This is a genomic window from Pseudomonas sp. FH4 (genome assembly GCF_000510915.2).
GTDB lineage: Bacteria > Pseudomonadota > Gammaproteobacteria > Pseudomonadales > Pseudomonadaceae > Aquipseudomonas > Aquipseudomonas brenneri.
Genome location: NZ_AOHN01000044.1, coordinates 210,940 through 230,100, shown reverse-complemented (window position 1 = coordinate 230,100; position 19,161 = coordinate 210,940). Strand labels below are relative to the sequence as shown.

At 61.2% G+C, this 19,161-nt stretch carries 14 protein-coding genes; 7 read left to right on the top strand and 7 right to left on the bottom strand.

The features are described 5' to 3' along the window. Positions 1-5 precede the first annotated feature (5 nt). Complete coding sequence (gene lexA / locus H097_RS25370; RefSeq protein WP_029300096.1) at positions 6-614, bottom strand: transcriptional repressor LexA; 609 nt, start codon at positions 612-614, stop codon at positions 6-8. Between the two features lie 263 nt (positions 615-877). Here lexA and psrA point away from each other — a divergent pair, with 263 nt between their 5' ends. Next, positions 878-1,585: a transcriptional regulator PsrA gene (gene psrA / locus H097_RS25365; RefSeq protein ID WP_032863310.1), complete on the top strand. Its 708-nt coding sequence runs from the start codon at positions 878-880 to the stop codon at positions 1,583-1,585. A 140-nt stretch (positions 1,586-1,725) separates the two neighbouring features. After that, positions 1,726-2,736, top strand: coding sequence for a beta-N-acetylhexosaminidase (nagZ, locus tag H097_RS25360; protein ID WP_032863309.1), 1,011 nt, complete (start codon positions 1,726-1,728; stop codon positions 2,734-2,736). A gap of 95 nt (positions 2,737-2,831) precedes the next feature. Here the strand turns inward: nagZ and H097_RS25355 are convergent, their stop codons facing one another. Genes H097_RS25355 through mfd form a run of 3 tightly spaced genes read right to left on the bottom strand, consistent with a single transcriptional unit; the run spans position 2,832 to position 9,561 of the window. Continuing rightward, entirely contained in the window at positions 2,832-5,525 is a 2,694-nt protein-coding gene (locus H097_RS25355) for a DEAD/DEAH box helicase (RefSeq protein ID WP_032863308.1), read from the bottom strand. 9 nt (positions 5,526-5,534) lie between these two features. Then, on the bottom strand, positions 5,535-6,101 hold the full coding sequence (locus tag H097_RS25350; protein ID WP_032863307.1) for a CsiV family protein: 567 nt from the start codon (positions 6,099-6,101) through the stop codon (positions 5,535-5,537). 10 nt (positions 6,102-6,111) lie between these two features. Continuing rightward, positions 6,112-9,561 (bottom strand): transcription-repair coupling factor, encoded by a 3,450-nt coding sequence (mfd, locus tag H097_RS25345; protein WP_032863306.1) that lies wholly within the window; start codon positions 9,559-9,561, stop codon positions 6,112-6,114. A gap of 338 nt (positions 9,562-9,899) precedes the next feature. On the opposite strand from mfd, the gene H097_RS25340 reads away from it, so the two are divergent. After that, the gene (locus tag H097_RS25340; RefSeq protein WP_032863305.1) at positions 9,900-11,363 is read left to right on the top strand and encodes a glyceraldehyde-3-phosphate dehydrogenase; all 1,464 of its coding nucleotides are present in this window, start codon (positions 9,900-9,902) and stop codon (positions 11,361-11,363) included. A 162-nt stretch (positions 11,364-11,525) separates the two neighbouring features. On the opposite strand, the gene H097_RS25335 is transcribed toward H097_RS25340, so the two are convergent. Further along, positions 11,526-12,824, bottom strand: coding sequence for an MFS transporter (locus H097_RS25335; protein WP_032863304.1), 1,299 nt, complete (start codon positions 12,822-12,824; stop codon positions 11,526-11,528). 263 nt (positions 12,825-13,087) lie between these two features. On the opposite strand from H097_RS25335, the gene H097_RS25330 reads away from it, so the two are divergent. Together H097_RS25330 and sthA are read left to right on the top strand one after the other, a co-directional pair. After that, positions 13,088-14,101 (top strand): FAD:protein FMN transferase, encoded by a 1,014-nt coding sequence (locus H097_RS25330; protein ID WP_050593446.1) that lies wholly within the window; start codon positions 13,088-13,090, stop codon positions 14,099-14,101. Positions 14,102-14,291: 190 nt separating this feature from the next. Further along, positions 14,292-15,686 carry a Si-specific NAD(P)(+) transhydrogenase gene (gene sthA / locus H097_RS25325; RefSeq protein WP_024074093.1) on the top strand — a complete coding sequence of 465 codons (1,395 nt, stop codon included), beginning with the start codon at positions 14,292-14,294 and terminating at the stop codon, positions 15,684-15,686. 42 nt (positions 15,687-15,728) lie between these two features. Here the strand turns inward: sthA and H097_RS25320 are convergent, their stop codons facing one another. After that, entirely contained in the window at positions 15,729-16,451 is a 723-nt protein-coding gene (locus tag H097_RS25320; protein ID WP_032863302.1) for a glycerophosphodiester phosphodiesterase, read from the bottom strand. A gap of 44 nt (positions 16,452-16,495) precedes the next feature. After that, positions 16,496-17,080, bottom strand: coding sequence for a PilZ domain-containing protein (locus tag H097_RS25315; RefSeq protein ID WP_032863301.1), 585 nt, complete (start codon positions 17,078-17,080; stop codon positions 16,496-16,498). A gap of 94 nt (positions 17,081-17,174) precedes the next feature. On the opposite strand from H097_RS25315, the gene H097_RS25310 reads away from it, so the two are divergent. Both H097_RS25310 and lolD read left to right on the top strand, forming a co-directional pair. After that, on the top strand, positions 17,175-18,425 hold the full coding sequence (locus tag H097_RS25310) for a lipoprotein-releasing ABC transporter permease subunit (RefSeq protein ID WP_032863300.1): 1,251 nt from the start codon (positions 17,175-17,177) through the stop codon (positions 18,423-18,425). Between the two features lie 7 nt (positions 18,426-18,432). Continuing rightward, entirely contained in the window at positions 18,433-19,116 is a 684-nt protein-coding gene (gene lolD / locus H097_RS25305; protein WP_167360824.1) for a lipoprotein-releasing ABC transporter ATP-binding protein LolD, read from the top strand. Positions 19,117-19,161 lie beyond the last annotated feature (45 nt).

Genomic DNA, 19,161 nt, shown 5'->3' with positions numbered 1-19,161 from the left:
CTCCGTTAGCGGCGAATAACGCCGACACTCAAGCCTTCGATCACCAGGTCCTGATCCTTCAGGTTGACTTCAATCGGCGAAAACTCGGGGTTTTCTGCCAGCAGCCATACTTTGCTGCCTTCGCGCTTGAAGCGCTTGACCGTCACTTCATCGCCGATGCGGGCCACGACGATCTGGCCGTTGCGCGCTTCGCGGGTGGTGTGGACGGCCAGCAGGTCGCCGTCGAAGATGCCCACGTCCTTCATGCTCATGCCATGGACCCGCAGCAGGTAGTCGGCGCGAGGATGGAAGAAGGTCGGGTTGATATTGCAGGACTCTTCGACGTGCTGTTGTGCAAGAATCGGCGCACCGGCAGCGACCCGGCCGATGATCGGCAGGGTCGATTCGTCAGCCTTGGCCTCAAAGCCAGGGATACGAATGCCGCGCGATGCACCAGGGGTCATTTCGATCGCGCCCTTGCGGGCAAGGGCCTTCAGGTGTTCTTCGGCAGCGTTGGGGGATTTGAACCCCAGCTCCAGGGCGATTTCCGCCCGGGTCGGCGGATAGCCGTTGTCGTCGAGGCAGCGCTTGATAAAAGCGAGAATCTCAGCTTGGCGTGGCGTCAGTTTTAGCATGTTGATCGCTCTGTCTTTTTATACAGTGACTGGGATTATATACAGTGAACTGCGCTTGGCAATCATCGTTTTTGCCGACTCCGCCGGACGGTCATCCGTCGGTCCTTGCAAAGCCTTGGGATAGCGCTGCCAACAGGCCGTTGAAGATGTGATTAAATAGGTGCGAATCGGGTGACTGCCCGGCCGGAAAACGGACCTGCAGGCTTGACATTGCACAAGGTGAAACGTATGTTTCAAACAAGTGTTTGTCAGGCGGAGTAGCCATGGCCCAGTCGGAAACCGTTGAACGCATTCTCGATGCTGCCGAGCAGTTGTTCGCGGAAAAAGGATTTGCTGAAACTTCATTGCGGCTGATCACCAGCAAGGCCGGGGTCAACCTGGCGGCAGTGAACTATCATTTCGGCTCGAAAAAGGCTTTGATCCAGGCGGTGTTCTCACGCTTCCTCGGGCCGTTCTGTATCAGCCTCGACCGTGAGCTGGAGCGGCGCCAGGCCAAGCCTGACAATAAGCCAAGCCTGGAAGACCTGCTGGAAATCCTCGTCGAACAGGCCCTGGTGGTACAACCGCGCAGTGGCAACGACCTGTCGATCTTCATGCGCCTGCTGGGCTTGGCTTTCAGTCAGAGCCAGGGCCACTTGCGACGTTACCTTGAGGACATGTACGGCAAGGTATTCCGTCGTTATATGTTGCTGGTCAACGAGGCGGCCCCGCGTATTCCCCCTATCGAATTGTTCTGGCGCGTGCACTTCATGCTCGGTGCTGCGGCATTCAGCATGTCGGGGATCAAGGCCTTGCGCGCCATTGCCGAGACGGATTTCGGGGTCAATACCTCCATCGAGCAGGTGATGCGCCTGATGGTGCCTTTCCTGGCAGCCGGCATGCGTGCCGAAAGCGGTGTCACCGACCCGGCCATGGTGGCCGCGCAGTTGCGCCCCCGCAGCAAGTCTGTGCCCGTGCCTGCCAAGGTTTAACCACTGGCGTCTGGGCGCCACCGCTTGCATCCGCTAAGCTAGCCGCCCATGCCGATTTCAAACAGTTACCCGCACCCCGTCACCTTGCCAGGTCAAGCCTGGCAAGGTGACGGGGTGCGCGCGTCATTCAAGGAAAAATTATGACTGCTGCCCTGCAAGGCTCTTTGATGGTGGACGTCGCCGGCACCTGGCTGACGGCTGAAGATCGTCACTTGTTGCGCCAGCCTGAAGTGGGTGGCCTGATCATTTTTGCGCGCAACATCGAACATCCACGGCAAGTGCGGGAGTTGAGCGCGGCTATTCGCGCGGTACGCCCGGACCTGCTGCTGGCTGTCGATCAGGAAGGCGGGCGAGTGCAGCGCCTGCGCCAGGGCTTTGTGCGTCTGCCGGCCATGCGCGCCCTGGCGGACAATCCCAATGCCGAATACCTGGCCGAGCAGTGCGGCTGGGTCATGGCCACGGAAGTACTGGCTGTTGGCCTGGACCTGAGCTTCGCCCCGGTGCTGGACCTCGACTACCAGCGCAGCGCCGTCGTAGGCACGCGCTCGTTCGAAGGCGATCCCGAGCGCGCCGCGTTGCTGGCCGGGGCCTTTATCCGGGGCATGAACAGCGCCGGCATGGCTGCCACTGGCAAGCATTTCCCGGGCCACGGCTGGGCCGAGGCAGACTCCCACGTCGCCATTCCCAATGACGAACGCAGCCTGGAACAGATTCGCGCCCATGACCTGGTGCCGTTCGCACGCCTGAGCAAGCAGTTGGCTGCTGTGATGCCTGCGCATGTGATCTACCCGCAGGTCGATAACCAGCCGGCAGGTTTCTCGCGCCGCTGGTTGCAAGACATCCTGCGCGGTGAGTTGCAGTTCGATGGGGTGATTTTCAGTGATGACCTGTCCATGGCCGGTGCTCATGTGGTGGGGGATGCGGCGAGCCGTATCGAGGCCGCTTTGAGCGCAGGTTGCGATATGGGTCTGGTGTGCAATGACCGTGCGGCCGCCGAGCTGGCCCTGAGTGCAGCCCAGCGCATGAAGGTCACGCCGTCGGCGCGGATTGCCCGTATGCGTGGGCAGGCGATTGCCTCGACTGACTATAAGCAGGACCCACGTTGGTTGGCGGCGCTCGGCGCGCTTCGGGATGCTCAGTTGATCGAATAGGATTGAGGTGCGCCTATCGCAGGCAAGCCAGCTCCCACATTTGAATGTATTCACAGATCAAAATGTGTGGCTTGCTTGCGATAGTGGCCTAACAGTCAGCGCTTCTCTTGCTTATTGGGCAGCGGCGCAAACAGCGCCTCGATATCCTCGTTGCCCAACTTCCAGTCGCCAGTGGTGCGTCCATCCAGCACGCCCGCCGCCAGGTCTGACTTTTCCTGCTGCAACGCCTGGATCTTCTCTTCCACGGTACCGCGCGCAATCATCTTGTACACAAACACCGGTTTTTCCTGGCCGATGCGGTAGGCGCGGTCGGTGGCCTGGTTTTCCGTGGCAGGGTTCCACCACGGGTCGTAGTGGATCACGGTGTCGGCTTCGGTCAGGTTAAGCCCGACGCCACCGGCCTTGAGGCTGATAAGGAAGATCTGCAACTTGCCACTCTGGAAGTCCTTGACCGGCGTGCGCCGATCACGGGTCTGGCCGGTCAGCAAGGCATAGGCGACTCCGCGTTTTTTCAGCTCGATCTCAATCAGGCTGAGCATTGAGGTGAACTGGGAAAACAGCAGAATCCTGCGCCCTTCGGCAAACAGCTCGTCAAGCATCTCCATCAGGCTGTCGAGCTTGCCCGAGCTGCTGCCGCGTGCGGGCAGGGTGGCATCGTTGACCAGGCGCAGGTCACAACAGACCTGGCGCAGCTTTAGCAGCGCTTCAAGAATGATGATCTGGCTGCGGGCCACGCCCTTGCGGGTGATCTCGTCGCGGACCTTCTTGTCCATGGCCAGGCGCATGGTTTCGTACACGTCACGCTGGGCTTCATTGAGATCGACCCAGTGGATGATCTCGGTCTTGGGCGGCAGCTCGGTGGCCACCTGTTCCTTGGTGCGGCGCAGCAGGAACGGTTTTATCCGGCCGTTGAGGTGCTGCAATCGCACCTCGCTGCCGCGTTTTTCGATGGGCACGCGGTAATCACGGTTGAAGCTCTTAACATCACCCAGCCAACCCGGCAGCAGGAAGTGGAACAGCGACCACAGCTCGCCCAGGTGATTTTCCAGCGGCGTGCCGCTCAGGCACAGGCGCTGGCGTGCATTCAGCTCGCGGGCGGCCTGGGCGGCCTTGCTGGTGGGGTTCTTGATGTATTGGGCTTCGTCGAGGATCAGCACATGCAGCGGCTGCGCGGCCAGTTGCTCGATGTCCTTGGGCAGCAGGGCATAGGTGGTCAGCAGCAGGTCGTAATCTTGCAGTTGCGCGAAGTGCTTCTTGCGTGCGGCTCCGTACAGCGCCAGGACCTTGAGCTGCGGGGTGAAGTGCGCCGCTTCGTCGAGCCAGTTGGGGATCAGGCTGGTCGGCATCACCACCATGCACGGTCGGTCCAGGCGCCCGGCGATTTTCTCGCTGAGAATATGCGCCAGGGTCTGCAGGGTTTTGCCCAGGCCCATGTCGTCTGCGAGAATCCCGCCCACTTCCAGTTGCCGCAGGGACTGCATCCAGCTCAGACCTTCGAGCTGATACGGGCGCAATGTCGCGTTCAGGCCCTCGGGCGCCGTGCAGGTGAAGTCCTTGATATCCCGCAGGCGTTGGGCAAAGTTGCGGATAAGTTCGCCGCCTTCCCATTGCAGGGGCAGGTCTTCCAGCGAGTTGAGGCGAATGGCGTCGGCCTTGGCCAGGCGCAAGGCGGTGCTGCCGGGCTCTTGCAGGTAGAACTCGCCGAGGGTTGCCAGCACCGGTTTGAGCCGGCCATAGGGCAGCGCCACCTGCAGTGGGCCGTGGCCGCCATTGGGCAAACCGGGGATGTTCACCAGGATCAGTTCGTCGTCGCGGCGGCGCGCGAGCTTTTCCGGGTTGAGGATTTCGGTGTGGGAGCGCATCAGGTTCAACAGGATCGGCAGCAGGCTCAGGCGTTCGCCATTGACGATAATCCCCAGCTCCAGGTCGAACCAGTCGCGTTCCGGCACTTCATCGACGCTGGCGTACCAGTCATCGACGGGGCTCAGGTCGAAGCCGAAGTCCTCATCGATCTGCAACTCCCAACCCTCGGCGCGCAGGGTGGGCGAGGCGTTGAGGGTGAAGTTCAGCCAGGCGCTGTCATTGACCATCTCAAACAGCTCGCCGGCGCTTTCCGGCAAGGCCTTGCTCTGGCGGGTGGCGATCTTGAAACCGAGCAGGCGCAATTGTTCGCGATACTGTTGCTCGATCTCGGGATGGCGCTTGATCCGCAGGCTCTGGGTTTCCTGGCGGACTACGATGTCGGCATTTTTCTGGCCGCTGACGTAGTTGTCCAGGTAGTTGAACGACAGCGCCGCGCGGTGCTGGATGTAGCGCTGCATCTTGCCGTTGCGCGGCTCAAAGGCGCTGAACTCGATGCTGGCCAGCCACAGGCGCGGGATCGGCTGCACGTCTTCGAGCACCACTTGTGGCAGCACTACGCGGTTATCCAGCACGGCCTGGAGCTTCTCCAGCAGCTCGGCGTCCTTGGCCGCTGCCGGAAAGGCCAGGGTTTCCTGAACCTGCAGAAGTACTGCGGCAATGTGTTTGCAGTTGGTGTGCACGGGGCAGGTGCAGCGGCTGTCCACCAGGATCAAGGTGCCTTTGGCCGATTCGCGCAGGGAGATGGTCTGGCGGTAGACATTGCCGCCTGAGCCTTCGCAGCTGGCGATGATGGTGCTGTCGCCTGACTCGACGATGCGTACGCGGTTTTCCAGGGCGTAGCGCCGGCCGCGCTCCAGGCTTTGCTCCTTGAAGCGGTTGGCCCAGGAAGGCGCCAGGGGTTTGGTCAGCGGCGACGGCAGGGACATGGTACTGGATCAGTCCGCCAGGCCGGGCGGTGGTGCGCTCGGTGGTTTGGCGGTGAGGGAGGTGATCTTGACCAGTAGGGCCAGGTGGCCGCCGTCCAGGTAGTTGAGTTGGTTGTTCTTGGTGCGTACGTCCGGCTGGCTCAGGTGTTCACTGGCAATCACGCTGCCGTTGCTGTCGAACTGGTTGAGCCAGAAGCTCGCATCAATCCGGGTGAAGCGCCCCAGTTGTAGGTCCAGGGTGCCCTGGATGGGGAACTGGCCGAACTGTTCCTGGCCATCGGTGATCTTCAGCTTGACCGCCTGTTCGCCCAGGTTCTGTTCCCAGGCCTTGTGCAGCAGCACGGTGTAGTCACCACTGGCCTGGAGTTTCTCGACGATATTGTTCAGGCGTGGCGGGCTGATTTTCTCGATGCCCTGGCGCGCGTCGACAGCCCAGTTTTCCGGGGCGGGCCGGCTGTTGAGCTGGGGTTCCGCATTCTGGCGGACGAGGATCATTTCCACCTGGTAGAGGCTGTCGGCAAACGCCGAAGGTGCGACTACCACCAACAACAGGCTCAGGATACGAAACAGGCGCATGGGGCGTCCTTCAAGCAGATTTCGGGATGAGGCGTTCAAACAGCGCCTCCAGTGTATTAAAGCGCTCTTCTGCACGTTCCATCGGCACCATGAACTTGAACAGCGTGGCACCTTCGAATTTGTAGCGGTTGGGCTGGCCCTGGATCAACTTGATCAACACCAACGGGTCCACCGGCGTCTGCGCTTCGAACTCGATACGCCCGCCTTGAGGGCCGGCGTCGACCTTCTTGATCCCCAGTTGCTCGGCCTGCAACTTGAGCAGGGTCAGGCGCACCAGGTTCTTGGTCGGTTCCGGCAACAGGCCGAAGCGGTCGATCATCTCCACTTGCAGGTCCTTGAGGCCTTCTTCGTCGGTGGCCGAGGCGATGCGCTTGTACAGGATCAGCCGCGCATGCACGTCTGGCAGGTAGTCCTCGGGAATCAACGCCGGCAAACGCAGGTTGATTTCCGGGCCGCCGCCCAGTGGTTGGTCGAGGTTCGGCTGCTCGCCTTTGCGGATGGCCTTCACCGCGCGCTCCAGCATCTCCATATAGAGGGTGAAGCCTACGGCCTGGATCTGCCCGCTCTGGCCGTCGCCCAGCAGTTCACCGGCGCCACGGATTTCCAGGTCGTTGGTGGCCAGCACAAAGCCCGCGCCCAGGTCCTGGGTGTTGGCGATGGCTTCCAGGCGTTTTTCGGCGTCACCGGTAATCTGCTGGCGCGGTGGCGTCAGCAGGTAGGCATAGGCCTGGTGGTGACTGCGCCCGACCCGGCCACGCAGTTGGTGCAACTGCGCCAGGCCGAACTTGTCGGCACGCTCGATAATGATGGTGTTGGCGCTCGGCACGTCAATGCCGGTCTCGATGATGGTCGAGGCGATCAGCACGTTGAAGCGCTTGTGGTAGAAGTCGCTCATCACCTGTTCGAGTTCGCGCTCGCGCATCTGCCCGTGGCCGATGCCGATCCGCGCTTCCGGCACCAGTTCGGCGAGGTCGGCGGCGCATTTCTCGATGGTTTTTACATCGTTGTGCAGGTAGTAGACCTGGCCGCCGCGCAGCAGCTCGCGCAGCAGGGCCTCTTTGATCGTGCTGTTGTTCTGCTCCATGACGAACGTGCGCACCGACAGGCGTCGCGCCGGCGGCGTGGCGATGATCGACAGGTCGCGCATGCCCGACACCGCCATGTTCAGCGTGCGTGGGATCGGCGTGGCGGTCAGGGTGAGGATGTCGACCTCGCTGCGCAAGGCCTTGAGCTGCTCCTTCTGGCGCACGCCAAAGCGGTGTTCTTCGTCGATGATCACCAGGCCCAGGTTCTTGATCTTCACGTCGTCCGACAGCAGTTTGTGGGTGCCGATGACGATGTCGATCTTGCCTTCGGCCAGATCGGCGACAGCGGCATTCACTTCCTTGGCCGACTTGAAGCGGCTCATCACCTCCACGGTCACCGGCCAGTCGGCAAAGCGGTCGCGGAAGCTGTTGTAGTGCTGCTGGGCGAGCAGGGTGGTCGGCACCAGGATCGCCACCTGGCGGCCGCCATGCACCGCGATAAACGCGGCGCGCATCGCCACTTCGGTCTTGCCGAAGCCCACATCGCCACAGACCAGGCGGTCCATGGGCTTGGGTGCGAGCATGTCGGCGCGCACCGCATCGATGGTGGTTTGCTGGTCCGGGGTTTCTTCGAAGGCGAAGCCGGCGCTGAAGGTGGCGTAGTCGGCCTTCGGGTCGGCGAACGCATAACCTTCGCGGGCTGCACGACGGGCATAGATGTCCAGCAGTTCGGCGGCCACGTCGCGCACCTGTTCGGCGGCCTTGCGCTTGGCTTTCTGCCAGGTCTCGGAGCCCAGGCGGTGCAACGGCGCGAGGGCGTCGTCGCTGCCGGTGTAGCGTGCGATCAGGTGCAGGTTGGCCACGGGCACGTAGAGCTTGGCGCCCTCGGCGTATTCCATAGTGAGGAATTCAGCGGCTTGGTTGTCGATCTCCAGGGTCTGCAGGCCCAGGTAGCGCCCCACACCGTGGTCGATATGCACCACCGGTGCGCCTTCGCGCAGTTCGGTAAGGTTCTTGATCACCGCGTCGTTGTTGGCGTCTGCACGTTTTTCCCGGCGCCGGCGCTGCATCACGCGTTGGCCGAACAGCGGGCTCTCGGCAATCAGCGCCAGGGCCGGATCATCCAGTTGCAAGCCTTCGTTGAGCGGGGCAATGGTGATCGCCAGGCGGTCCTTGCCGGCCACGAAGTCCGGCCAGCTGTCGACGGTTTTTGGCCGCAGCTTCAGGCGTTCCAGCAACTCCAGCAGCACTTCGCGGCGCCCGGCGGATTCGGCGGTAAACAGCACGCGGCCCGGGAAGTCGCCGAGGAAGTCGGACAGCGCTTGTAGTGGTTGGGTGGCCTTGGCTTCGATGGCCAGGTTCGGCAGGGCCTGGGCGGGGAAGCGTTCGCGACCGACACCGGCTTCCACATCCTGTTGGCTGGCGACCACGCGCGGCCAGTTCTTGAGGCGGGCGAAGCAGTCTTCTACCGGCAGGAACAGCTCGGCAGGCGGCAATAAAGGCCGGGATGGATCGACGCGGCGCTCTTCATAACGGTTACGCACATCGTTCCAGAAGTTTTCCGCTGCCTGTTCGATGCCTGGCAGCGAGAACACCTGGGTGTCCTGGGGCAGGTAATCGAACAGGGTCGAGGTTTCATCGAAGAACAGCGGCAGGTAGTACTCGATACCGGCGGGGGTAATCCCGCTGCTCAAGTCCTGGAAGATCGGGCAACGGCGGAAGTCCACGTCAAAGCGTTCGCGAAAGCGCGCCTTGAAGCGTGTGACCGCGTCTTTTTGCAGTGGGAATTCCCGGGCCGGCAGCAGCTTGATCGACTGCACCTTGTCGATGGAACGCTGGTTTTCCGGGTCGAAGGTGCGCAGGGTCTCGATTTCGTCGTCGAACAGGTCGATGCGGTAGGGCAGTTTGCTGCCCATCGGGAACAGGTCGATCAGCGCACCGCGCACCGCGAACTCACCATGCTCGTACACCGTATCGACGCAGCGATAGCCGCTGGCTTCCAGGCGGGTGCGCATTTGCTCCACATCGAGCTTCTGGCCGATATCCAGCACCAGGCTGCTGCCGAGCAGGAACTTGGTCGGCGCCAGGCGGTGCAGGGCGGTGGTGATCGGCACCACCAGCACGCCGTGGGCCAGTTCCGGCAAGCGGTACAGGCTGGCGATGCGCTGGGAGATGATGTCCTGGTGCGGCGAGAACAAGTCGTAGGGCAGGGTTTCCCAGTCCGGGAAATGCAGCACCGGCAAATCGGGGGCGAAGAAGCTCAGCTCCTGCTCCAGCCGTTCGGCACTTTGGCTGTCGGCGGTCAGTAGCAGGGTAAAGCGCTTGGCTGCACTGGCAGCCTCGGCAATGGCCAGGCTCAGGGCGGCACCGGGCAGATTGCCCCAATGCTGTTTACCTGCCTCGGCAGGGAGTAGCGGTAGACGCAGGACGGGCACGGAAGGTTGAGCTCCAGCGTTGCGACAAAGTCGGTAATTGTAACGGCCCGGAGTGCCGCCTGTCAGTTGCTGACTGTGCCTATTACGGTTTGTAGGAAATGTAGTGGCTAAGACAAACAATGCGCGGTTTTGACTCGATATGTAGTGCAAAAATGCATGGATGTTTCGGAGGGTTACGGACAAGTCGCCCGGGTCTTTCCCTGAGGGGTACGCTGGAAGCCGCGTATTTACTGGGCTGTAGCGCGGCGAAAATTATTTGCAAGGGCTTTTGTTGCGTGGCGCGCATTGCTCCGAGGGCGGTCGGGCGGCATAATGTAGCCCCTTTTTTCTGCCCCTACATGTGGAAGGTTCCCGTGACTCAGAAGCCCGACCAGTGTCTTGGTGAATGGATCGACCGTGAAGCACTCGCTGAAGCGATGATTCCGCTTATCGGTCAGCTGTACCGCAATAACAATGTGGTGAGCTCGATCTATGGCCGCAGCCTGATCAACCAATCAGTCATCGCGATTCTCAAGGCTCATCGCTTTGCTCGCCATCGTTCTGCCGACGATAGCGAACTCTCCGTCCACGAAACATTCCCTCTGCTTAAAGCCATGAGCGAGCTCAAGCTCGGCGCGGCTTCGGTGGACCTGGGCAAGTTGGCCTATAAATTCCGCAACGAAGGCAATGGCCGTACTGCCGAGCAGTTCGTCCGTGAAGAAATGGCCGACGTGGTTGGCCAGCAAAACGCTGCGGCCCGCAAAGGCACCGACGTTGTGTTGTACGGCTTCGGTCGTATCGGCCGCCTGCTGGCGCGCATCCTGATCGAAAAAACCGGCGGTGGCGACGGCCTGCGCCTGCGGGCCATTGTCGTGCGCAAAGGCGCCGAGAACGACCTGACCAAGCGCGCCAGCCTCTTGCGCCGCGACTCGGTACACGGTTCGTTCAATGGCACCATCACCATCGACGAAGAAAACAACACCATCACCGCCAACGGTAACCTGATCCAGGTGATCTACGCGAAGAACCCGACTGAGGTGGATTACACCCAGTACGGCATCCAGAACGCATTACTGGTGGACAACACCGGTGTATGGCGTGATGCCGACGGCCTGGGCCAGCATTTGGCCTGCCCGGGTATCGACCGCGTTGTGTTGACCGCGCCTGGCAAGGGCAAGCTGAAGAACATCGTTCACGGCATCAACCACAACGAAATCACCGCTGACGACAAGATCGTGTCCGCCGCTTCCTGCACCACCAACGCCATCGTGCCGGTGCTCAAGGCAGTGAATGACAAGTTCGGCATCATCAACGGCCACGTCGAAACCGTTCACTCGTACACCAACGACCAGAACCTGATCGACAACTTCCACAAGGGCGATCGCCGTGGCCGTAGCGCCGCGCTGAACATGGTCATCACCGAGACCGGTGCGGCCACCGCTGCTGCCAAGGCCCTGCCTGAGCTGGCCGGCAAGCTGACCGGTAACGCGATCCGTGTGCCAACGCCGAACGTGTCGATGGCCATTCTCAACCTCAACCTTGAGAAAGCCGCCACCCGTGAAGAGATGAACGAGTATCTGCGCTACATGGCGCTGCACTCCGATCTGCATAAGCAAATCGACTTCGTCAATTCCCAGGAAGTGGTATCGACTGACTTCGTTGGCTCACGCCACGCCGGTGTGGTGGATGCTGAAGCGACCATCACCCAGGATAACCGCGTTGTTCTGTACGTCTGGTACGACAACGAGTTCGGTTACAGCTGCCAGGTGGTACGCGTGATGGAAGACATGGCTGGGGTCAACCCGCCTGCGTTCCCACGCTAAGCATCAGCGCTAAATGAAAAAGCCCCGACTGGTTCGGGGCTTTTTTATGCCTGGGGGTTTTGTGTTGGGTTTCAAGGCCTCATCGCGGGCAAGCCTGCTCCCACAGTTTGATTTGCGAATACATTCAAATGTGGGAGCGGGCTTGCCCGCGATAGCGATCTATCAGGCCCCACCGACCACCGAAGCCTGCGCAGTGCGCAGTTCATGCCGGTTACCCTTGAACAGCACCAGGGTCGCAACCAACCCCAGCACCGCCGCCCCACTGAGCCAGATCCCCGGCGCGGCCTTGTTATCCAGCACATGGATCAGGTAGGTACAGGCCGCTGGAGTAAAGCCGCCAAAGGTCGCGGTCGCCAGGCTGTAGGCCAGGGAGAAACCGGTGGTGCGCACCTCAACTGGCATGATCTCGGTCAGGGCGACCACCATGGCGCCGTTATACGAGCCATAAAGGAACGACAACCACAGCTCGACGATCAGCAGATGGCTGAAGCTGGGGTTGGCCACCAGCCACGACAGAGCCGGGTACGCCGTGAGGATGGCCAGAATAGTCGCCCCCAGCAGTAGGGGTTTACGGCCAATCTTGTCCGACACTGCCCCCATGACCGGCAGCCAGAAGAAGTTCGACAAGCCGATGCACACGGTAACCAGCAACGCATCGAGGTCTGACAGGTGCAACTCGGCCTTGCCGAAGGTCGGTGTGTAGGCGGTGATCAGGTAGAACGACACCGTGGTCATCACCACCAACGCCATGCCGGCCAGGACGATGCCGAAATTCTGGCCAATGGAGCGGATGATTTCCTGCAGGGTAGGGCGATGTTTGCGCGCCTGGAATTCCGGGGTTTCTTCCAGGGAGCGGCGAATCACGAAGATCACTGGCACGATCAGGCAACCGATCAGGAACGGCACGCGCCAGCCCCATTCACCCATTTCCTCGGGGCTCAGCCAATGGTTCAGGCCTACGCCCAGCAGGCCGGCAAATACCACGGCGGCTTGTTGGCTGGCGGACTGCCAACTGACAAAGAAACCCTTGCGCCCCGGGGTGGCGATTTCTGCCAGGTACACCGAGACCCCGCCCAGCTCGACACCCGCAGAAAAGCCTTGCAGCAACCGGCCAAACAGCACGATCAGCGGTGCGGCCACCCCGAGGGTGGCGTAGCCAGGGACGCAGGCGATCAGCACGGTGCCGGCAGCCATCATGGCCAGGGTGATCACCAGGCCTTTTTTACGGCCGTGGCGGTCGATGTAGGCACCGAGGAAAATCGCCCCCAGCGGGCGCATCAGGAACCCGGCACCGAAGGTCGCCAGGGACAGCATCAGGGACGCAAAGGCGCTGTCGGCAGGGAAGAAGGTCTTGGCGATGGCCGTGGCGTAGAAGCCGTAGACCATGAAATCGAACATTTCGAGGAAGTTACCGCTGACAACGCGAAAGATCGCCTTGCCTTTGCCCGTGGTGCTGGACATGTCATTTACTCAACTGGCTATCTTGTTGGAAATCCCTGGTTGTTGTTCGTCCGTGCTGCAGGATCTAGGCGCGCGGCGGCGCCAAAGAGTTTTGTAACCATATGTGTATCCGTGGTGGTGAGCAACAAAAACCGTTAGCAAGCTGGCTATTAGCCCCTGGCCAGGCCTCATCAGGCGACGACATGCCGCATAATGGCCCGCCCCGAAAATATGCTTGAGTGCGGCTTCATTCAGTTTTCAGTAGCGATAAGGTTGTGTGGCTTATGGACGGTTTGCGATACGCAGTGGTGGGGGCTTTGTTGGCTATCCTGGCGGGCTGCGACAAAGGTGAGTCTCTGGAGGCTTTTGGTGGCCCGACCATGGGCAGCACTTATTCGATCAAATATGTCCGCACCCCCGGCACGCCGGCGGCCAGTGATGTGCAGCCGCAAGCGGAGAGCATCCTTGGTGAGGTCGACCGGCAGATGTCGACCTATCGCAGCGATTCCGACATAGAGCGCTTCAACGATCTGCCGGCCAACAGTTGCCAGCCGATGCCCGAGCCGATCCTGCACCTGGTGCGCACCGGCGAGCAGTTGTCCCAGGCCAGTGGCGGCGCTTTTGACCTGACGGTCGAGCCACTACTGAACCTGTGGGGCTTCGGTCCCCAGGCGCGGCAGGTAAAGGTCCCGGACCCCATGGCGTTGGCCCAGGCACGCCAGCGCGTCGGCCATCAGCATCTGCGCATCGAGGCTGGCCAGTTGTGCAAGGATGCGGCGGTTCAAGTGGACTTCAACAGCATCGCCGCCGGCTACACGGTGGACCGGATTGCCGGGCGGCTTGAGCAGTTGGGTATTCACCGGTATCTGGTCGAAGTGACTGGCGAACTCAAGGCCGCCGGGCGCAAACCTGACGGCACGCCCTGGCGCGTGGCCCTGGAAGAACCGCGTGATGACCAGCAGGTGGCCGAGCGGATTATCGCGGTGGACGGTTTCGGCGTATCGACTTCAGGTGACTACCGCAATTATTTCCAGCAGGATGGTCGCCGCTATTCCCACACCCTCGATGCCCGCAGTGGGGCGCCGATTACCCATCACCTGGCGTCGGTCACGGTGCTGGATCCTTCGGCGTTGATGGCCGACGGTTTATCGACGTTGCTGTTGGTGTTGGGGCCTGAAGAAGGCTGGGACTATGCAGAAAAACACCAAATCGCGGCATTTTTTGTGATGCGTGAGGGGGATGTTTTCGTCACACGCAGCAACAAAGCGTTCGAACAACTGACGCCGGTCAAGCCGTAATCAATACGGTGTAGTAAAGGCAAAACTGGCCTACGACGCGACCAAGGGTTAATGTGCGCGGCGTTGAGCCTTATATAGACTGTGCCCCGGCTCACACACCTGAGCCTATTTGATCCTTCATGACCGCTGGCCGCGGCATGATTTAGCCAGGCGCCCAACCGTGCGCCCTGGCCTGTTCTGAGGAGTACGCATGGCTGTCTACAACTACGACGTGGTGGTACTGGGTTCCGGCCCAGCTGGAGAAGGTGCGGCGATGAACGCCGCCAAAGCTGGGCGCAAGGTGGCGATGGTCGATAGCCGGCGTCAGGTCGGCGGTAACTGCACCCACCTGGGCACCATCCCGTCCAAGGCCCTGCGTCACTCGGTGCGCCAGATCATGCAGTTCAACACCAACCCGATGTTCCGGGCCATTGGTGAGCCGCGCTGGTTCTCGTTCCCGGATGTACTGAAAAGCGCCGAAAAGGTGATTTCCAAGCAAGTTGCCTCGCGTACCGGCTACTACGCCCGTAACCGCGTCGACTTGTTCTTTGGTACCGGCAGCTTCGCCGACGAGCAAACCGTCGAGGTGGTCTGCGCCAATGGCGTGGTCGAGAAACTGGTGGCCAAGCACATCATTATCGCCACCGGCTCGCGCCCGTATCGCCCGGCGGATATCGATTTCCACCACCCGCGTATCTACGATAGCGACACCATCCTCAGCCTGGGCCACACCCCGCGCAAACTGATCATCTATGGCGCCGGCGTGATTGGCTGTGAATACGCCTCGATCTTCAGCGGCCTGGGTGTACTGGTGGAGCTGGTGGACAACCGCGACCAGTTGCTGAGCTTCCTCGACTCGGAAATTTCCCAGGCGTTGAGTTACCACTTCAGCAACAACAACATCACCGTGCGCCACAACGAGGAATACGACCGCGTTGAAGGCCTGGACAACGGGGTGATCCTGCACCTCAAGTCCGGCAAGAAGATCAAGGCCGATGCCTTGCTCTGGTGCAATGGCCGTACCGGCAACACCGACAAGCTGGGCATGGAAAACATCGGGGTCAAGGTCAACAGCCGTGGCCAGATCGAGGTGGATGAAAACTATCGCACCTGCGTCACCAACATCTACGGTGCGGGCGATGTGATCGGCTGGCCGAGCCTGGCCAGTGCTGCCCACGACCAGGGCCGTTCGGCCGCTGGCAGCATTGTCGACAATGGCAGCTGGCGCTACGTGAATGACGTGCCGACCGGGATCTACACGATTCCCGAGATCAGCTCCATCGGCAAGAACGAACACGAGCTGACCAAGGCCAAGGTGCCTTACGAAGTGGGCAAGGCGTTCTTCAAGAGCATGGCGCGTGCGCAGATCGCCGGCGAGCCGCAAGGCATGCTGAAGATTCTGTTCCACCGCGAGACCCTGGAAGTGCTCGGCGTGCATTGCTTCGGCTACCAGGCCTCGGAGATCGTGCACATCGGCCAGGCCATCATGAACCAGCCGGGTGAGCAAAATACCCTCAAGTATTTTGTGAACACCACGTTTAACTACCCGACCATGGCCGAAGCCTATCGGGTTGCCGCGTACGACGGCCTCAACCGGCTTTTTTGAGCGGCTCCGGCCGGTGGCCTGAGCCGGCCGGGGAGACCGATTTCAGTAATTCCCGAGAGTGGCAGTGGCCAAACCGGGAAAGTCTGTAATCAGGCTATCTACGCCGAAGTCGGCGAGCCTGCGCATCAGCGCGGGTTCGTTGACTGTCCACACAGACACGTGCAGGCCCTGGCGCTGGGCTTTTTCCAGTCGCTCGGGGGTGCACAGCGTCCAGTTCAACGCCAGAATCTCACAGCCGTAGTTCTGCGCGACCTTCAGCGGGTCGAGCCAGGCATATTCGGCGACCAGTCCACGGGACAGGTCCGGCGTCAGGTCCAATGCGGCCTTCAACACTTCCCGCGAGCTTGAGGTCACGGTGACCTTGTCCAGCAGGCCAAACCGCTGGGCCATTTCCCGAATCGCCAGCACGGTGGTCGCGGCGCGGGTGCGCGAGGCACTTTTGACTTCCAGTTGCCAGTGGTCGAAGTCGCACTTTTCGAACAGCTCTTCCAGGCGTGGGATCGGGCAGGGGGTGACCCAGCCCGGGCCGCCCTTGCGCGCGTCCATCTTCACCAGGTCGGCGGCGGCGTATTCCACCACCTTGCCACGGCGGTCGGCGGTGCGCTTGAGGGTCGGGTCGTGGATCACCATCAACTCGCCGTCCATGGACAGGTGCAAGTCCAGTTCGCAACGGCGCACGCCGTGCTTGAGGCATTGCTGGAAGCTGGTCAGGGTGTTTTCCGGTGCTTCGCCTTTGGCGCCGCGATGGCCATAAATCAGGGTCACAGATGCTCCTTTGCGCCAGGTGTCCTGGCTGGATAAATACGAAATCAGGTGTCTAGGCCGTCGTTTTGTTCGCGGGCCAGGCGCCGTTCCTGGGCCTGTTTTTGCAGAATGTAGCGGGCCAGCAACTGGCGCTGGGCGTCGGTCATGGACTCGAACTCGGTGCCAACGTCGAAGCCGCTGCCTTTCGGGTCGCAATGGGTGACTTTGGCTCTTAACAGTAGGCCAAGGGCCTGGGGCATCAGTACCAGCTTGACCGCCAGGTGGCTGCCCGGCGGCAGTGGCGTGGGGTGCTGGAAGTCGATACCGCCTTCGGAGATGATCACCGGCTGCGGTGCGCCGATCTCACCCAGCAGGCTTTGCGCCATGACCTGGCTGAGCAAATCCATGCGTTTGTTCTGCACCTTGAGGAAGGCGGCGAGGGTGCGGTCGCGCTCGCCAAGCTGGCGCAGCAGGTGCTGGGATTCGAATTCGCTCAGGTGCAGTTCACTGAGCAGATTGAACAGTGGGGAATCATCCAGCAACACTTCCTTGCTCACCGCTTGGGCGGCAGGCAGGCTTTTGATTTGAAGTGCGATCATGTCGTCGATACGGTAGTATTCGCGGCGATCTTCTTCATCTAATGTCGTCATGGCGAACCCCAGGTAACGGTAATGGTCTGAGTGTAAAGCTGCTTACCAGACCCCGCCACCGGGACGTCTTCTTTTCCTCCGAACAAGCCCCGACATGTTCAGACCTCTCTTCGTATTTATCGGCACGCGTTATACCCGTGCAAAGCGTCGCAATCATTTTGTGTCGTTCATTTCCCTGACCTCCATGATCGGACTCGCCCTGGGCGTGGTCGTGATGATTGTGGTGCTATCGGTGATGAATGGCTTCGATCATGAGATGCGCACCCGCGTGCTGGGCATGGTGCCCCACGCGACCATCGAGTCCGGTGAGCCCCTGGCTGACTGGCAAGGCCTGGCCGACAAGGTCAAGCAGAACCCCAAGGTGCTGGCCGTCGCGCCGTTTACCCAGATGCAGGGCCTGTTGACCAACGATGGCAAGGTGCAGAAAGTCCTGCTCAATGCCATCGATCCGGCGCAGGAGCGCAAGGTCTCGATCATTGACCAGTTCATGCAGCAGGGCCAACTCGACGCCCTTACGCCTGGCAGTTTCGGCATCGTCATTGGTGACCGCGCAGCAGCCAAGCTGGGCGTGGCCATCGGCGACAAGCTGACCTTTGTCGCCCCTGAGGTCACGGTGACCCCGGCCGGTATGTTCCCGCGCATGAAGCGCTTTACCGTGGTCGGCATCTTTCATGTCGGTGCCGGCGAGATCGACGGCTTCCTCGGCTTGACCAACCTTACCGACCTGGCCCGCCTGCACCGCTGGAAGCCGGATCAGGTGCAGGGCCTGCGCCTGAAATTCAACGACTTGTTCGAGGCGCCGCGCGGTGCCTGGGAAATCGCCCAGCAGTTGGGTGAAAGCCAATACTACGCCCGCGACTGGACCCGTACCCACGGCAACCTGTACCAGGCGATCCGCATGGAAAAAGCCATGATCGGCCTGTTATTGCTGCTGATTGTCGCGGTGGCGGCCTTCAACATCATCTCCACCCTGGTGATGGTGGTGAACGACAAGAAGGGCGATATCGCCATCCTGCGCACCCTCGGCGCCACGCCGGGGCAGATCATGGCGATCTTCATGGTCCAGGGTACGGTGATCGGTGTGGTCGGTACCGTGATCGGCACGGTGGTGGGGATTTTCGCCGCGCTGAACGTCAGCGCCGCCATCGCCGGTGTCGAAACCCTGATCGGCCACAAGTTTCTCAACGCCGACGTCTACTTCATCGATTATTTGCCATCCCAGGTGCAGAGCCAGGATGTGTTGATGGTGGGCGGCGCCGCGTTGGTCCTGAGTTTCCTTGCCACCCTGTATCCAGCCTGGCGCGCGGCACGTACCCAGCCGGCGCAGGCTTTACGTTATGAGTGAATCGGGCATGAGTGAAAAAGCAATCCTGAGCTGCCGCAACCTGGGCAAATCCTACGAGGAAGGCCCGGAATCGGTGGTGGTGTTGTCCAACCTGCAGCTTGAACTCCACCCTGGCGAGCGCGTGGCGATCGTCGGCAGTTCCGGCTCCGGTAAAAGTACCTTGCTCAACCTGTTGGGCGGCCTCGATACGCCGTCCCATGGCAGTGTGTGGCTGGCCGGTGAAGAACTCTCGGCCTTGAACGAGAAGGCCCGTGGCCAGTTGCGCAATCGCTCCCTGGGCTTTGTGTATCAGTTCCACCACTTGCTGCCAGAGTTTACCGCCCTGGAAAACGTGTGCATGCCGCTGTTGATCGGCAAGACCGCGATCCCGCAGGCGCGCCAGCGTGCCACGGCGTTGCTGGAGCGCGTCGGCCTTGGCCATCGCCTGGAGCACAAACCGGCAGAGTTGTCCGGCGGCGAGCGCCAGCGTGTGGCGATTGCCCGTGCCCTGGTGAACAACCCGGGCCTGGTGATGCTCGACGAGCCGACTGGCAACCTCGACTCCCACACTGCCCAGGGCATCAAGGACTTGATGTTGGAGCTGAGCACCCAGATGCGCACCGCGTTCCTGGTGGTGACCCATGACATGAGCATGGCCCGGCAGATGGACCGTGTGCTGCACCTGCAGGAAGGTCATCTGGTCGCCATTTGACCTGTTTCAAGCCCGGGCCCCCGTGCCTGGGTTTTCTATTTTTTC

Coding starts and splice junctions, on each gene's coding strand:
- lexA (WP_029300096.1), bottom strand. CDS start 614: ATGCTAAAACTGACGCCACGCCAAGCTGAGATTCTCGCTTTTATCAAG.
- psrA (WP_032863310.1), top strand. CDS start 878: ATGGCCCAGTCGGAAACCGTTGAACGCATTCTCGATGCTGCCGAGCAG.
- nagZ (WP_032863309.1), top strand. CDS start 1,726: ATGACTGCTGCCCTGCAAGGCTCTTTGATGGTGGACGTCGCCGGCACC.
- H097_RS25355 (WP_032863308.1), bottom strand. CDS start 5,525: ATGTCCCTGCCGTCGCCGCTGACCAAACCCCTGGCGCCTTCCTGGGCC.
- H097_RS25350 (WP_032863307.1), bottom strand. CDS start 6,101: ATGCGCCTGTTTCGTATCCTGAGCCTGTTGTTGGTGGTAGTCGCACCT.
- H097_RS25340 (WP_032863305.1), top strand. CDS start 9,900: ATGTGGAAGGTTCCCGTGACTCAGAAGCCCGACCAGTGTCTTGGTGAA.
- H097_RS25335 (WP_032863304.1), bottom strand. CDS start 12,824: ATGTCCAGCACCACGGGCAAAGGCAAGGCGATCTTTCGCGTTGTCAGC.
- H097_RS25330 (WP_050593446.1), top strand. CDS start 13,088: ATGGACGGTTTGCGATACGCAGTGGTGGGGGCTTTGTTGGCTATCCTG.
- sthA (WP_024074093.1), top strand. CDS start 14,292: ATGGCTGTCTACAACTACGACGTGGTGGTACTGGGTTCCGGCCCAGCT.
- H097_RS25315 (WP_032863301.1), bottom strand. CDS start 17,080: ATGACGACATTAGATGAAGAAGATCGCCGCGAATACTACCGTATCGAC.
- H097_RS25310 (WP_032863300.1), top strand. CDS start 17,175: ATGTTCAGACCTCTCTTCGTATTTATCGGCACGCGTTATACCCGTGCA.
- lolD (WP_167360824.1), top strand. CDS start 18,433: ATGAGTGAAAAAGCAATCCTGAGCTGCCGCAACCTGGGCAAATCCTAC.